Raw genomic sequence first — 14,382 nt, 5'->3', positions numbered from 1 at the left:
ATCAACTGTTCTTGGTGGTATGTCAATCCTTCTCTATGGAGTTATAGCCAGCAACGGTTTGAAAGTCTTGATTAAAGAACGTATTGATTTTGGTCAAATGCGTAACCTCATCATCGCAAGTGCTATGTTAGTCCTTGGACTTGGAGGAGCTATCCTTAAACTTGGTCCAGTTACCCTTTCAGGTACTGCCCTATCAGCCATGACAGGAATCATCTTGAACTTGATCTTGCCATACGAAAATAAAGACTAATACTCTTCGAAAATCTCTTCAAACCACGTCAACGTCTCCTTGTCGTAGATATGGTTACTGACTTCGTCAGTTCTATCCACAACCTCAAAACAGTGTTTTGAGCAACCTGCGGCTAGTTTCCTAGTTTGCTCTTTAATTTTCATTGAGTATAAGAGTCTAAACACATCAAAAACGAGCATTTCCAATTACGGAAGTGCTCATTTTTCTTCTTTCTAAAAAAGGAAAGCCCTACGGCCTTCCTTTATCTTACTTACGTTTCTTCTTCGCTTTCTTCATTTTATTCGCCATGCGTTTCATGGACTGTTTCATGGCAAATTCACCGATTTTACCTTTGAGTCCGCCACCAAACATCTGACTCATATCTGGCATTCCTGCTCCTCCGAGAGCTGACAGGTCAGGCATGCCACCTTGTCCCATCATTCCTTCAAGGGCAGACATATCCATTCCTCCCATATTTGGCATATTTTTAGGAAGGTTGTTTGGATTGATTCCCATCTGCTTCATCATCTTGTTCATATCTCCAGACATGACACCCTGCATGAGCTGTTTAGCCTGGTTAAAGTCCTTGATAAATTTATTGACTTCGACAAAGGTATTTCCAGAACCAGCAGCGATACGACGGCGACGGCTCGGATTTAACAAATCTGGATTTTCACGTTCTTCAGGTGTCATTGAAGACACAATAGCACGTTTGCGAGCAATCTGGCGCTCATCTACCTTCATGTTTTGAAGGGCTGGATTGTTGGCCATACCTGGAATCATCTTGAGTAAGTCTTCCATTGGCCCCATGTTTTGCACCTGATCCAACTGATCAATGAAATCATTGAAATCAAAGGTGTTTTCACGCATCTTCTCAGCCATTTCAAGGGCTTTTTGCTCATCGTATTCCTGAGAAGCTTTCTCAATCAGAGTGAGCATATCCCCCATACCAAGGATACGGCTAGACATGCGATCTGGGTGGAAGGTTTCAATGTCTGTAATCTTTTCACCCGTACCAGTGAACTTGATTGGTTTTCCAGTAATGTGACGAACAGACAGAGCAGCACCACCACGAGTATCGCCATCAATCTTGGTAAGGATAACTCCAGTTACTTCTAACTGAGCATTAAACTCACGCGCAACATTGGCCGCTTCTTGACCAATCATGGCATCAACCACGAGGAGGATTTCATTTGGTTGAGCTAGTGCTTTCACGTCACGAAGCTCATTCATCAGAAGCTCATCAATCTGCAAACGACCTGCCGTATCAATCAAGACATAGTCATTATGATTAGCTTGGGCTTGTTCCAAACCTTGACGAACAATCTCCACAGCTGGAACCTCTGTCCCAAGTGCAAAAACAGGCACATCAATCTGTTGACCCAGAGTTTTCAACTGGTCAATGGCCGCAGGACGGTAAATATCCGCCGCAATCATCAAAGGACGAGCATTTTCTTCTTTCTTAAGTTTGTTGGCCAATTTACCTGCAAAGGTTGTTTTACCAGCCCCCTGCAAACCAACCATCATGATGATTGTAGGAATCTTAGGTGACTTGATAATCTCAGCTGTATCAGAACCTAAAACGGCTGTCAGTTCCTCATCAACGATTTTAATAATTTGTTGCGCAGGATTAAGGGTGTCAATGACCTCATGCCCGACTGCACGCTCACGAACTTTCTTGATAAAGTCCTTTACAACAGGCAAGGCAACGTCGGCCTCAAGCAAGGCCAAGCGAATTTCTTTGGTTGCCTCTTGGACATCAGATTCAGAGATTTTTCCTTTTTTACGTAGATTTTTAAAGACGTTCTGCAAACGTTCTGTTAAACTTTCAAATGCCATTTTTCTTCCTCTTATTCTCTATTATCAATGCTTGTTAAAATTTCTATCTGCTCCTGCAGAAAGTCATCCTTGGGATAGCGCTCCAAAATCTGATCAAAAATCTGACTTCGAACAATATAGTCCGAGTACATGTGCAATTTCATCTCATAATCTTCCAGAATCTTTTCTGTCCGCTTGATATTATCATAGACAGCCTGACGACTGACACCAAACTCCTCGGCAATCTCAGCAAGGCTGTAATCATCAGCGTAGTAGAGCTCTATATAATTCATTTGCTTGTCTGTCAAAAGCGCTGCATAAAATTCAAAGAGCGCATTCATACGATTGGTTTTTTCGATTTCCATAACTTTTATTATACCAAAAAATAGCCTAATCTACCACACTAGGGAGCCAATCCAAGAAGATAGCTAGATAAATTTGAAAAAGACAAGTGACTAACCCCAAGTAATTTCCAATTGATAGCGGGCAAAGGGTTGCCCCTCTTGATTTTGTAGTTGATAATCTAAATGAATCTTTTGTCCATCAACTTCATAACGGTTCGTTTGGATGATAAACTCCTGCATGCCCATAGGTGTGGGAATATAGGCTAAACTATCACTATCCTTTAAAAAGCGCATAATGGTCTTGGGATTGGAAAATCGGCTCATCACCAGTTCTTGACTATGAAATTTAATCACTACTTTTTCCTTTTCCTCATTATAGAAAAGCAGGTAGCTATAATCTCCTTTTTCATGCACTTCCACGTCATAAAGCTGGCCAATCACTTCCAACTGCTCATCAAACTGAATCGTATTTCGCATCCGAATCTTCACATCAAGTCCTCTTTCTTGTCTCTTGTCCTACTATTTTACCAAAAACTCTAGCTTTTTGCTATAATGGTCATATGAACGAAAAAGTATTCCGTGACCCAGTTCACAACTACATCCATGTCGATAATCAAATCATCTATGACTTGATTAATACAAAAGAATTTCAGCGTTTGCGCCGGATCAAGCAACTGGGAACTTCCAGTTATACCTTCCACGGCGGGGAGCACAGCCGCTTCTCCCACTGTCTAGGAGTCTATGAAATTGCACGACGCATCACAGAGATTTTTGAAGAAAAATATCCTGAAGAATGGAATCCTGCCGAGTCTCTCTTGACCATGACCGCTGCTCTCCTACATGATCTTGGACATGGTGCCTACTCCCATACTTTTGAACATCTCTTTGATACAGACCACGAAGCCATTACTCAGGAGATTATCCAAAGTCCTGAAACGGAGATTCACCAAGTCCTGCTACAAGTTGCGCCAGACTTTCCAGAAAAGGTTGCCAGTGTCATTGACCACACCTATCCTAATAAGCAGGTCGTGCAGCTCATTTCCAGTCAGATTGATGCGGACCGCATGGACTATCTCTTGCGCGACTCCTATTTTACAGGAGCTTCCTATGGAGCATTTGACCTGACTCGCATCCTCCGAGTCATTCGTCCTGTCGAAAATGGTATCGCCTTTCAGCGCAATGGCATGCACGCCATCGAAGACTACGTCCTCAGTCGCTACCAGATGTACATGCAGGTTTATTTCCACCCAGCAACACGCGCCATGGAAGTTCTCCTGCAGAATCTTCTCAAGCGCGCCAAGGAACTCTATCCAAAAAACAAAGATTTCTTTGCACGAACTTCCCCACATCTCCTGCCTTTCTTTGAAAAAAATGTGACCTTGTCTGACTATCTGTCTCTGGATGATGGTGTGATGAATACCTACTTCCAACTCTGGATGACCAGTCCTGACAAGATTCTCGCAGATTTGTCGCAACGCTTTGTCAACCGCAAGGTCTTTAAATCCATTACCTTTTCACAAGAGGACCAAGACAAACTTGCTAGCATGAGAAAATTGGTTGAGGACATCGGCTTTGATCCCGACTACTACACTGCTATTCATAAGAACTTCGACCTCCCTTATGATATCTATCGTCCCGAATCTGAAAATCCACGGACACAGATTGAGATTTTACAAAAAAATGGAGAACTGGCCGAACTCTCTAGCCTGTCTCCTATCGTCCAATCCCTTGCTGGTAGTCGTCACGGAGATAATCGTTTTTATTTCCCGAAAGAAATGTTAGACCAAAACAGTATCTTTGCTAGCATTACCCAGCAATTTTTACACTTGATTGAGAACGATCATTTTACCCCAAATAAAAACTAGAAGAGGAAATTTATGAGTATTAAACTAATCGCCGTCGATATCGACGGAACCCTAGTCAACAGCCAAAAGGAGATCACTCCTGAGGTCTTTTCTGCCATCCAAGATGCCAAAGAAGCTGGTGTCAAAGTCGTCATTGCAACTGGCCGCCCCATCGCAGGTGTTGCCAAACTTCTCGACGACTTGCAGTTGAGAGATGAAGGTGACTATGTCGTAACCTTCAACGGTGCCCTTGTCCAAGAAACTGCTACTGGCCATGAGATTATCAGCGAATCCTTGACCTATGAGGATTATCTGGATATGGAATTCCTCAGTCGTAAGCTCGGTGTCCACATGCACGCTATTACCAAGGACGGTATCTACACTGCCAATCGCAATATCGGAAAATACACAGTTCACGAATCAACCCTCGTCAGCATGCCTATCTTCTACCGTACACCTGAAGAAATGGCTGACAAGGAAATCGTCAAGTGTATGTTCATAGATGAGCCTGAGATTCTTGATGCTGCGATTGAAAAGATACCAGCCGAATTTTATGAGCGCTACTCCATCAACAAATCTGCTCCTTTCTACCTCGAACTCCTTAAAAAGAATGTGGATAAAGGTTCAGCCATCACTCACTTAGCTGAAAAACTCGGATTGACCAAAGATGAAACCATGGCTATCGGTGACGAAGAAAACGACCGTGCCATGCTGGAAGTCGTTGGTAACCCCGTTGTCATGGAAAACGGAAATCCAGAAATCAAAAAAATCGCCAAATACATCACCAAAACAAATGACGAATCTGGCGTTGCTCATGCCATCCGTACGTGGGTACTGTAAAAGGAAAGGATAGACGAAAACCGCTCGACTGAGCGGTTTTTGAATGTCTAATTACTGCCCCCTGCAGGAATCGAACCTGCAACTACTCCTTAGGAGGGAGTTGTTATATCCATTGAACTAAGGGAGCTAGATAAAAACTCTGCTGAAGAAGCAGAGTTTTTTAGTCGAATTAACGACGGATTTCTTTGATACGAGCTGCTTTACCTTGAAGAGCACGCAAGTAGTACAATTTCGCACGACGTACTTTACCGTAACGTACAACTTCGATTTTTTCAACACGTGGAGTGTGGATTGGGAAGATACGCTCAACACCTACACCGTTAGAAATTTTACGAACTGTGTAGTTTTCAGAAATGCCAGCACCTTTACGTGCGATAACAACACCTTCAAAAATCTGGATACGTTCACGGTTACCTTCGACAACTTTCGCGTGTACACGAACAGTGTCACCAGGACGGAATGATGGGATATCTGTACGAAGTTGACCTTCAGTCAAACTTTGGATTAATGGATTCATTTTATTCTCCTATCTTTGTCAATCTTGAGGAATCTTCCTCAGCGGATAAACTGTATTTTTGTGCGTCCATTACACACAAGATACAGTTTACCAAATTTCCACAAAAAAGTAAAGAAATTTATAGCAGAATTCCTAAAAAAATCGCAACCAAACCACCTAGGTAGGTCAAAGTCAGGTAAGAATAAAATACCTTCTTATCACCTAGCAGTCTTTGAAGTTCATCATTCAAGGTCGAAAAAGTCGTTAAACCGCCACAAAATCCTGTTGCTAGAATAGCATAGACTTCCTTAGATTCCACATGATTGTAAAATAATCCAATTAAAAAACAACCCAAAAGATTGGCTATGAGAGTTCCAAGTGGCAATTTAGAAGCTTGATTATAGCGGGAAAAGAAATACCGTACCAGGGATCCAAGACCACAAGCGATTGCAAGATAGACCATTACCATTTTTTCCTCCCTAGAAAATAAGCCAAAAGTAGGCCTCCACCAATACTCAAAAGCAAATACATAACTAAACTAAGATAACGCCCTGTATCAAGCAGTTTCACAGCATCAAGCATGAGACTGGAAAAGGTTGTTAAACCGCCACAAAAGCCCGTCCCCAGTGCTAAAATAACGCCTTTACTGGTTCCTTTATAGACCAGATATCCCTTGACAAGATAAACCAGGCAGAAAATTCCCAGATAGTTTACAAAGAGAGTGCCCCAAGGAAAGTCTGGACTGGCTGGTAACCAAGTAGAAACAAGGTAGCGCACAAGTCCGCCCACCATGGCAGCTAGAAAAATTCCTAGCGGATAAAATTGTTCTTTTTTCATTTGATGTTTTGATCCTGATAATCACGCGAACGTTTGAGTATGTCAGAAAAAGTCGCTACAATAGTCTCCTGATAGCTCTTGTCCTCTACACGACTTCTAACCTTTTCAAAAATAACTTCTTCTCTCTTGGTATCTAAAATCGGTTTACCTGAAGCTTTCTTATAGGCAACTACCCCCTCAACCAAATGCATTCGTTCTTCTAACAGTTTGACAATTTGATCGTCAATTTGATCAATTTCTTGACGAATAATATCTAAATCCATACAATCTCCTCCTTTATTTGAATTATTGTATCAAAAAGCCACCAAATAGGCTAGTAAAATCCCAACTCACGATAAGAAAAATGCACTGATTGATTACATCAGCGCACTTTTGTGCTTATCCTACTTTAGCAGCCAATTCTTCTGCGAATTGTTCCAAGCGTTCAATATCTTCTTCCTCGGCAGAAAGATCAACTTTAACACACTCTGAACCTTTTTCTGCTCCTGTTGACACAAAGACACGGTCAAAGTCATCAACAGCCTTACAGAATTCATCGTAGAAGGTGTCACCTGAACCAACCACTCCGTAGATTTTACCATTCAGGTTGAGATCTGCTAGGTCTTCGTAGAAGTCCATCATCTCATCTGGCAATTCTCCATCACCATAAGTATAGGTCGCAACGATAGCGATGTCTGCTTCCAAGAAGTCTGAAGCGTCAACAGTTGTACATTCATCAACATCGACATCCAAGCCCAAGTCACGTAATTTATCTGCTACAATATCTGCAATTTCTTCGGTATTACCGGTCATACTGGCAAATACAATTTTTGCTAATGCCATATCGTCCTCCTCAATTTATCTTTCTCCATTATATCACATCTTTTTCATTTTAAAAATAAAAATTCTTGTGCTACAATGAAATGAGAAAGAATTGAGGTTATTTATGGACATTTGCCATCAAATTTTAGAAAAAATCAAAGAATACGACACGATTATCATTCACCGCCATATGAAACCAGACCCTGATGCCTTGGGAAGTCAGGTGGGATTGAAAGCTCTTCTCAAACATCATTTCCCAGAAAAAACCATCAAAGCCGTTGGTTTTGATGAACCGACTCTTACTTGGATGGCTGAAATGGATCTTGTTGAAGATAGTTCCTACAAAGGCGCCCTTGTTATTGTCTGTGATACGGCCAATACTGCTCGTATCGATGATAAGCGCTATAGTCAAGGTGATTTTCTCATTAAGATTGACCACCATCCAAATGATGATGTATATGGCGACCTATCTTGGGTGGATACTAGTTCAAGTAGCGCTAGCGAGATGATTACCCTATTTGCCCAAACAACCCAACTGGCCTTATCAGATCGTGCTGCTGAGTTGCTCTTTGCAGGAATTGTTGGTGATACAGGTCGCTTCCTTTATCCTTCTACGACTGCACGGACTCTTCGCCTGGCCGCTTATTTGAGAGAACATAACTTTGACTTTGCGGCTCTCACCCGCAAAATGGACACTATGAGCTACAAAATTGCAAAACTTCAAGGCTACATCTACGACCATCTGGAAGTGGATGAAAATGGTGCGGCGCGCGTTATCCTGAGTCAGAAAATCTTAAAACAATTCAATGTTACCGATGCTGAAACTGCAGCCATTGTCGGTGCACCTGGTCGGATTGACATCGTCAGTCTCTGGGGAATTTTTGTGGAGCAGGCTGATGGCCACTACCGTGTCCGCTTACGCAGTAAAATCCATCCTATCAATGAAATCGCCAAGGAACATGATGGTGGAGGCCACCCTCTAGCAAGTGGTGCTAATTCCTATAGCCTAGAAGAAAACGAAATCATCTACCAAAAGTTAAAAAACTTGCTTAAAAACTGATAAAATACTTGCCAAATTTTTCAGAATCTGATAGACTAGTATGGTAACAATCTATGGCTCGCAAAGAGACCATGGCAGAAAGGAAATATTGCAAAATGAAAAAAGATATCCATCCAGAATATCGCCCAGTTGTCTTCATGGACACAACTACTGGTTACCAATTCCTTAGCGGTTCAACAAAACGCTCTAACGAAACAGTTGAGTTCGAAGGCGAAACTTACCCATTGATCCGTGTGGAAATTTCATCAGACTCACACCCATTCTACACTGGACGTCAAAAGTTCACTCAAGCAGATGGACGCGTGGATCGTTTCAACAAAAAATACGGTCTCAAATAATGATAAAAAGACAGCTTCGGCTGTTCTTTTTTTGTTTCTTGAAATTAACTGCTGTTTTTATATTCCAGACTCAAAAAAACTTTGCATTCTAGCTAATCTTACGATGTTTTCTAGAGTACAAAGTTTTTTCTTGTCTAAAAAGTATAAAAGATATATACTAGCTATATATAGTATAGATTGGAGATATACCATGACTACATCACTTACTAAGCAATACAATTTTAAAATCAATGAGTCATCAATGGAACAAGCTAGAGCTATCATCAGGGAAAAAGGAATGACCATGACTGATGCTATTAGTCTTTTTATCGAGCAGATTGTTCTCGAACAGGATTTGCCAATAAAAACTGCAGAAGATTTACACCGTGAACGATTGATTCAAGAGCTACAAGCCCAATCTGAACGCGCCTTAAGAGAATATGAATCCGGACAAGGAACTTCCCTAGATGATATGAGGCTACGATATGGCTTATAAAGTGATTCTATCTACTGAAGTGAGTCAGGCAATTGATAGTATCCATAACTATATCAGCACTGTTCTTTTATCACCCCAGTCTGCTAAAAATACTGTGGCCAAAATTTTAGACGGCTTAAAAAGTTTAGAAACCTTTCCTGAAGCTGGCTTTGATGCAGATGAAAAAATCGAACTAAAGATCAACAGTAAGTACCCTACGCGAGGAAAAATTATCGGTCAGTATATCTTGCTTTACTTTATCGACCAAACTCACAGAACTGTTTTTCTTTCCCACTTATTCCACACCAAAAGTGACTATGTTACCTTGCTACAAAGCAAAAATAACAAAAACTCAAAATCATCATTTTGATGTCAACTGCTCCCTTAATAGCCTTGTGATTATAAAGAATACAGTCTTCATTTTAACTAGAAAACAAAAAAACTTTGCACTCTAGCTAGCCACGCGATGGTTTCTAGAGTACAAAGTTTTTTTATTAGAGCAGATTTACTCTTCCTTATCTTGATTTTCAGTTCCTTTAGTGGTATTGTCTTCCCAAAGGATACGCTCGATACGGTGGAAACCTGACCATCCTTCTTCTGTCTTGTTTTCGTCCATGTAGTCTGCTAAACGGAAGTCAATCTTGACATCTGACTCACCAAAACTCTCAGCAATCGGTTCTGAACGCTCATAAGACATACGAATCAGTGGATAGACCATCTTAGCCTCTTCTAATTTGCCTTCTTTCAACAGTTTGACAAAGCCTTCCGTATCTGTCAAGAGTTTATCGATTTGCTCTTGCACAAAAGTCTTATAGTCAGCAGTGGCCTTATCAAGCATTTTTTGCTTGTCTTCAGACAAGGCTGTAACCTTAGATGAATCGGTTGTATCTGCTGATTTTTCAAACCTAACAGCACAAGCTTGTCAATAGCAAGGCTGAAGATAAAAGGACAAAACCTAGTTTTTTCATTGTTTACTCCTATCGGTTCAGGAAACCTGAATTAATTTTACGTCTCATTATACCACGTTTCCACTCATTTTTTAATAGATTTTCAGAAAATTTAATGTTGGGGGATTTATACTAACAATAGACTTTTAACCTCAAAATTGATAAAATAAGAAAGAAAATAATTGTAAAAGGAAACTGTAAATCAACATGATGAACATGCAAAACATGATGCGCCAAGCACAAAAACTTCAAAAACAAATGGAACAAAGCCAAGCTGAACTTGCTGCTATGCAATTTGTTGGCAAATCTGCTCAAGATCTTGTTCAAGCGACCTTAACTGGCGATAAGAAAGTTGTCAGCATTGACTTCAATCCAGCTGTCGTTGACCCAGAAGACCTTGAAACACTTTCAGATATGACTGTTCAAGCTATCAACTCTGCTCTTGAACAAATCGATGAAACTACCAAGAAAAAACTAGGTGCTTTCGCCGGGAAATTGCCATTCTAATAAAAATCACAAAAACGCATAATGTAAGGTGCCAGACCTTGATATTATGCGTTTTATTGTGTCAAGACTTACTTGATTTCTCCTCGAATCAAGTTTTGTCTCACCTTTATTATATTTTTTCAACTAAGTCTTTTATCATTCGATGTAGTTCTTCTATCTTTTCAGATTGTTTCTTTATTAATATTCTTTGGCTCGATAATTCGTCTTGGAGTTTATCAAGTTTTATCTGCTCATCTGGATTATCTTTTACAAAAAAGTTCGTCAAGGCACTTGTTAACATTCCTATTGTTCCAATACCGACAAGCATTAATAAAACAGCTAACCATTTACCAAAGAACGAAGTCGGAACAATATCCCCATAACCAACTGTCGTTACAGTAACAAGAGCCCACCAAAGACTCTCTGAAAAAGATTTTTCTTCAACAACAGATAAAATTGAACTTCCTACTAGAACGATAAAGATATTAACATACAAGATATAAAGCAGGCCATTTGTTCGTAAGAATCTACTAATTTTTCTTTCTAATTTACCTGTAAGTCCAATTATTCTAAGTAAACGAGTCAGTTTCAGTAATTTTGTCAGCCTTGCTAGGCGAAAGATACGTCCTAATCGAAACACTGTAAAAATAGCATTTAAAGGCAGGATAGCCAGCAGATCAAAGATATTTTCAATTATGAATCGCCATTTCTCTTTACTTAAAAAGAACCGCCAGCCATAATCTACCACAAAAACACCCCAGATTACTAAATCAATAATACTATAAGGCGGATTGTCCAAATCGACCATCTCAGCAAATCCAAGCAAAACTAGAACAACAGATATCAACGCAAGTATGATAATTGATGTGTCATAGTAATCCTTAAATAACCATTTTCTTTTCACGCTATTTCTCCTATACCATTTTTGAACATTATACCACAACAAATATCTACTAGATATATAAAAAAGAAGGCCCCCGCCTTCTTTTTTATATATCTGTCAATGGTGTTGCGGTATCTGGTGAGGTATCATAAACCTTAAAGTCTACTCCAACTCCCAGATCAGCTTGTGCTAGCTGATTGACCATGGTCATGTGAGCTAGCTCCTTGATATTGTTTTCCTTAGACAAGTGACCAAGATAGATTTTCTTAGTGCGATTTCCTAGCGTCCGAATCATGGCTTCGGCACCATCTTCATTAGAAAGGTGACCCAGATCCGATAGGATTCGTTGTTTGAGTCGCCAAGCGTAAGAACCTGCTCGCAAAATCTCTACATCATGGTTGGACTCGATAAGATAGCCGTCCGCATTTTCGACAATTCCCGCCATACGGTCACTAACATAGCCTGTATCTGTCAAAAGGACAAAACTCTTGTCATCCTTCATAAAGCGATAGAACTGCGGTGCGACTGCATCATGGCTTACACCAAAACTCTCGATGTCAATATCTCCAAATGTTTTTGTTTTGCCCATTTCAAAGATATGCTTTTGCGAAGAGTCTACCTTGCCAAGATACTTGCTGTTTTCCATAGCCTGCCAGGTCTTTTCATTGGCATACAAATCCATACCATACTTGCGAGCCAAAACGCCTACTCCATGGATATGATCTGAATGCTCATGCGTAATCAAAATAGCATCCAGATCTTCTGGTTTGCGATTAATTTCAGCAAGGAGACTGGTAATTTTCTTGCCAGACAAGCCTGCATCCACTAAAAGCTTCTTTTTTGGAGTTTCCAGATAAAAGGAATTTCCACTGGAACCCGACGCTAAAATACTGTATTTAAAGCCTGTTTCACTCATTCTAGTCTTCTACTTCATCCTCCCATACTTCTTCTTTCACTGCATCCTTATCATAAGGGAGCACAATTGTGAAAGTTGATCCCTTACCGTATTCACTCTTGGCCCAAATAAAGCCCTTATGTTGTTTGATAATTTCTTTGGCAATAGACAGTCCCAGACCTGTACCACCTTGGGCACGACTTCTAGCACGATCCACACGATAAAAACGGTCAAAGATACGTGGTAAATCCTGCTTTGGAATACCCAAACCTTGGTCTGAGATGGATAAAATCATCTGATCATCAGTTGTCTTCATAGTCACTGTGATTTTCCCACCATCTGGAGAATACTTGATGGCATTGTTGAGAATATTATCAATCACCTGTGTCATCTTGTCTGTATCAATTTCAATCCAAACTGAGGTAATGGGGTAATCTCTCACCAGTTCGTATTTCTTCTCTTCATCCTGCCCTCTTATCTGATCAAAACGGTTGAGGATAAAGGTAATAAAGGCAGTAAAGTTAATCAGTTCCACATCTAGGTGACTGGTCGCATTATCAATCCGTGAGAGATGGAGGAGATCAGTCACCATCCGCATCATACGGTTGGTTTCATCTAGAGATACCTTGATAAAGTCTGGTGCTACAGTTTCACACAAAGCCCCCTCATCCAAGGCTTCAAGATAAGATTTAACACTGGTTAAGGGCGTCCGTAACTCATGGCTAACATTGGAAACAAAGAGTCTTCGTTCGCGTTCTTCCTTCTCCTGCTCCGTCGTATCATGCAAAACAGCAACCAGACCCGAAATAAAGCCAGACTCTCGACGAATCAAGGCAAAGCGAACACGAAGGCTCAGATACTCACCATTAGCATCCTGAGAATCAATGATGAGTTCAGGAATTTGGGTAATCAAATCACGAAGTTCATACTCATCTTCAATCTTAAGCAATTCTAGAATACTTTTGTTTAGAACATCTTCCTTCTGAACACCTAGCTGTTTCTTAGCCATGTCATTAATCATAGTAATCTTACCACGACGATTGGTCGCGAGCACTCCATCCGTCATGTAAGAGAGGATACTGTGTAATCGTTTACTCTCTTGTTCAAGATTTTCTTGAGTCAAGCGGATTACTTCTGATAAATCATTGAGATTATTGGTAATATTGGTAATTTCAGAGCTTCCCTGCATATCCAATACCTGAGAATAATCTCCTGCAATCAGGTCCTTTACCTTTTGATTGATTTGCTTCAACCGAATATTATCCCGACGATTTTCTAGTAAGAGCAAGGTCACCACTAAGATAAAGCCAAGTAGAATGAGGATAAAGATAAAATCACTGGTTAAAACTGTGTCTTTTATTAGTTTAATCATTATTTCTCATATAATAACCAACACCGCGACGTGTTAGGATATACTCTGGACGACTTGGTGTATCTTCAATCTTCTCACGCAAACGTCTGATAGTTACGTCAACTGTTCGAACATCTCCGAAATAATCATAACCCCAGACCGTTTCAAGCAAGTGTTCACGTGTAATCACTTGACCAATATGAGAAGCCAAGTGATACAAGAGCTCAAATTCACGGTGGGTTAAGTCTAGTTCTTCACCGTATTTCTTAGCAACATAGGCATCTGGAACAATCTCCAAGTCCCCAATTTGCAAGGGTTGAGTTTTATTTTCATCTGATTCTTGATTATCTACAGAAGCCAAGTCCGTGCGACGAAGGAGAGCTTTGACACGCGCCTGCAACTCACGATTTGAGAAGGGTTTGGTTACATAGTCATCCGCTCCAAGCTCCAAACCGATAACCTTATCAAATTCGCTATCCTTAGCTGACAGCATGATAATAGGCACACTACTAGTCTTGCGAATAGTCTTCGCAACTTCTAAACCATCAATTTCTGGAAGCATCAAATCCAAAATAATAATATCTGGCTGCTCTGCTTCAAATTGCTCTAGCGCTTCACGACCGTTAAAAGCAGTTACAACTTCGTAACCTTCCTTGGTCATATTAAACTTGATAATATCTGAGATTGGTTTTTCATCATCTACAATTAATATTTTTTTCATATGTTCACCTTTTTCTCTACTATTATACCAAAAAAATA

General features: G+C 40.4%; 19 protein-coding genes, 1 tRNA gene and 2 pseudogenes. 8 read left to right on the top strand and 14 right to left on the bottom strand.

What is annotated here, in order from left to right; all coding sequences use genetic code 11:
* Nucleotides 1-4: 4 nt before the first annotated feature.
* Nucleotides 5-250 (top strand): annotated as a pseudogene (locus tag KV696_RS01015) (solute carrier family 23 protein); the annotation flags it as partial.
* A gap of 246 nt (nucleotides 251-496) precedes the next feature.
* On the opposite strand, the gene ffh reads toward KV696_RS01015, so the two are convergent.
* The 3 genes from ffh to KV696_RS01000 form a co-directional block, all read right to left on the bottom strand.
* The gene (gene ffh, locus KV696_RS01010; protein ID WP_000863622.1) at nucleotides 497-2,068 is read right to left on the bottom strand and encodes a signal recognition particle protein; all 1,572 of its coding nucleotides are present in this window, start codon (nucleotides 2,066-2,068) and stop codon (nucleotides 497-499) included.
* 11 nt (nucleotides 2,069-2,079) lie between these two features.
* A complete protein-coding gene (locus tag KV696_RS01005; RefSeq protein WP_000402066.1) occupies nucleotides 2,080-2,412 on the bottom strand; it encodes a putative DNA-binding protein in 333 nt (110 codons plus the stop codon).
* A gap of 90 nt (nucleotides 2,413-2,502) precedes the next feature.
* Entirely contained in the window at nucleotides 2,503-2,880 is a 378-nt protein-coding gene (locus tag KV696_RS01000) for a YwiB family protein (RefSeq protein WP_219966605.1), read from the bottom strand.
* 71 nt (nucleotides 2,881-2,951) lie between these two features.
* Between KV696_RS01000 and KV696_RS00995 the strand changes: the two genes are divergently transcribed.
* Nucleotides 2,952-4,256, top strand: a complete 1,305-nt coding sequence (locus KV696_RS00995) for an HD domain-containing protein (protein ID WP_219966604.1) — start codon at nucleotides 2,952-2,954, stop codon at nucleotides 4,254-4,256.
* A 12-nt stretch (nucleotides 4,257-4,268) separates the two neighbouring features.
* Nucleotides 4,269-5,075 (top strand): sugar-phosphatase, encoded by an 807-nt coding sequence (gene yidA / locus KV696_RS00990; protein ID WP_004261542.1) that lies wholly within the window; start codon nucleotides 4,269-4,271, stop codon nucleotides 5,073-5,075.
* Nucleotides 5,076-5,130: 55 nt separating this feature from the next.
* On the opposite strand, the gene KV696_RS00985 is transcribed toward yidA, so the two are convergent.
* The 6 genes from KV696_RS00985 to KV696_RS00960 all read right to left on the bottom strand — a co-directional run bounded on the left by KV696_RS00985 (nucleotide 5,131) and on the right by KV696_RS00960 (nucleotide 7,230).
* Nucleotides 5,131-5,202, bottom strand: a tRNA-Arg gene (locus tag KV696_RS00985).
* Nucleotides 5,203-5,244: 42 nt separating this feature from the next.
* Nucleotides 5,245-5,592, bottom strand: a complete 348-nt coding sequence (gene rplS, locus KV696_RS00980; RefSeq protein ID WP_001068669.1) for a 50S ribosomal protein L19 — start codon at nucleotides 5,590-5,592, stop codon at nucleotides 5,245-5,247.
* Nucleotides 5,593-5,710: 118 nt separating this feature from the next.
* Nucleotides 5,711-6,040: a fluoride efflux transporter CrcB gene (gene crcB / locus KV696_RS00975; protein WP_219966603.1), complete on the bottom strand. Its 330-nt coding sequence runs from the start codon at nucleotides 6,038-6,040 to the stop codon at nucleotides 5,711-5,713.
* Nucleotides 6,034-6,408, bottom strand: a complete 375-nt coding sequence (gene crcB, locus KV696_RS00970; protein ID WP_219966602.1) for a fluoride efflux transporter CrcB — start codon at nucleotides 6,406-6,408, stop codon at nucleotides 6,034-6,036. Before crcB (KV696_RS00970) ends, crcB (KV696_RS00975) begins: the two co-directional genes overlap by 7 nt.
* Nucleotides 6,405-6,671: a chorismate mutase gene (locus KV696_RS00965; RefSeq protein WP_020900337.1), complete on the bottom strand. Its 267-nt coding sequence runs from the start codon at nucleotides 6,669-6,671 to the stop codon at nucleotides 6,405-6,407. Before KV696_RS00965 ends, crcB (KV696_RS00970) begins: the two co-directional genes overlap by 4 nt.
* Nucleotides 6,672-6,786: 115 nt before the next feature.
* A complete protein-coding gene (locus tag KV696_RS00960; RefSeq protein ID WP_001162128.1) occupies nucleotides 6,787-7,230 on the bottom strand; it encodes a flavodoxin in 444 nt (147 codons plus the stop codon).
* Nucleotides 7,231-7,333: 103 nt separating this feature from the next.
* Between KV696_RS00960 and KV696_RS00955 the strand changes: the two genes are divergently transcribed.
* The 4 genes from KV696_RS00955 to KV696_RS00940 all read left to right on the top strand — a co-directional run bounded on the left by KV696_RS00955 (nucleotide 7,334) and on the right by KV696_RS00940 (nucleotide 9,431).
* A complete protein-coding gene (locus KV696_RS00955) occupies nucleotides 7,334-8,269 on the top strand; it encodes a DHH family phosphoesterase (RefSeq protein WP_219966601.1) in 936 nt (311 codons plus the stop codon).
* 95 nt (nucleotides 8,270-8,364) lie between these two features.
* Complete coding sequence (locus KV696_RS00950; RefSeq protein WP_000710764.1) at nucleotides 8,365-8,607, top strand: type B 50S ribosomal protein L31; 243 nt, start codon at nucleotides 8,365-8,367, stop codon at nucleotides 8,605-8,607.
* Nucleotides 8,608-8,797: 190 nt separating this feature from the next.
* A complete protein-coding gene (relB, locus tag KV696_RS00945; RefSeq protein ID WP_218774794.1) occupies nucleotides 8,798-9,082 on the top strand; it encodes a type II toxin-antitoxin system RelB/ParD family antitoxin in 285 nt (94 codons plus the stop codon).
* On the top strand, nucleotides 9,072-9,431 hold the full coding sequence (locus KV696_RS00940) for a type II toxin-antitoxin system RelE/ParE family toxin (RefSeq protein WP_219966600.1): 360 nt from the start codon (nucleotides 9,072-9,074) through the stop codon (nucleotides 9,429-9,431). The genes relB and KV696_RS00940 overlap by 11 nt, the downstream gene beginning before the upstream one ends.
* A 153-nt stretch (nucleotides 9,432-9,584) precedes the next feature.
* Here the strand turns inward: KV696_RS00940 and KV696_RS00935 are convergent.
* Nucleotides 9,585-10,029 (bottom strand): annotated as a pseudogene (locus tag KV696_RS00935) (imelysin family protein); the annotation flags it as partial.
* Between the two features lie 186 nt (nucleotides 10,030-10,215).
* Between KV696_RS00935 and KV696_RS00930 the strand changes: the two are divergent.
* Nucleotides 10,216-10,515, top strand: a complete 300-nt coding sequence (locus KV696_RS00930) for a YbaB/EbfC family nucleoid-associated protein (protein WP_000981526.1) — start codon at nucleotides 10,216-10,218, stop codon at nucleotides 10,513-10,515.
* Nucleotides 10,516-10,624: 109 nt separating this feature from the next.
* On the opposite strand, the gene KV696_RS00925 is transcribed toward KV696_RS00930, so the two are convergent.
* The 4 genes from KV696_RS00925 to yycF form a co-directional block, all read right to left on the bottom strand.
* The gene (locus tag KV696_RS00925; RefSeq protein WP_219966598.1) at nucleotides 10,625-11,398 is read right to left on the bottom strand and encodes a potassium channel family protein; all 774 of its coding nucleotides are present in this window, start codon (nucleotides 11,396-11,398) and stop codon (nucleotides 10,625-10,627) included.
* A gap of 85 nt (nucleotides 11,399-11,483) precedes the next feature.
* A complete protein-coding gene (locus KV696_RS00920) occupies nucleotides 11,484-12,293 on the bottom strand; it encodes an MBL fold metallo-hydrolase (protein WP_000004961.1) in 810 nt (269 codons plus the stop codon).
* Nucleotide 12,294: 1 nt separating this feature from the next.
* On the bottom strand, nucleotides 12,295-13,644 hold the full coding sequence (gene vicK, locus KV696_RS00915; protein WP_219966597.1) for a cell wall metabolism sensor histidine kinase VicK: 1,350 nt from the start codon (nucleotides 13,642-13,644) through the stop codon (nucleotides 12,295-12,297).
* Complete coding sequence (yycF, locus tag KV696_RS00910) at nucleotides 13,637-14,344, bottom strand: response regulator YycF (RefSeq protein ID WP_000722071.1); 708 nt, start codon at nucleotides 14,342-14,344, stop codon at nucleotides 13,637-13,639. The genes vicK and yycF overlap by 8 nt, the downstream gene beginning before the upstream one ends.
* Between the last annotated feature and the right edge of the window lie 38 nt (nucleotides 14,345-14,382).

Source organism: Streptococcus humanilactis (assembly GCF_019448275.1).
Lineage (GTDB): Bacteria > Bacillota > Bacilli > Lactobacillales > Streptococcaceae > Streptococcus > Streptococcus humanilactis.
Note: the sequence above shows the minus strand (reverse complement) of the source record. Positions and strands in the feature narration are given on the sequence as shown.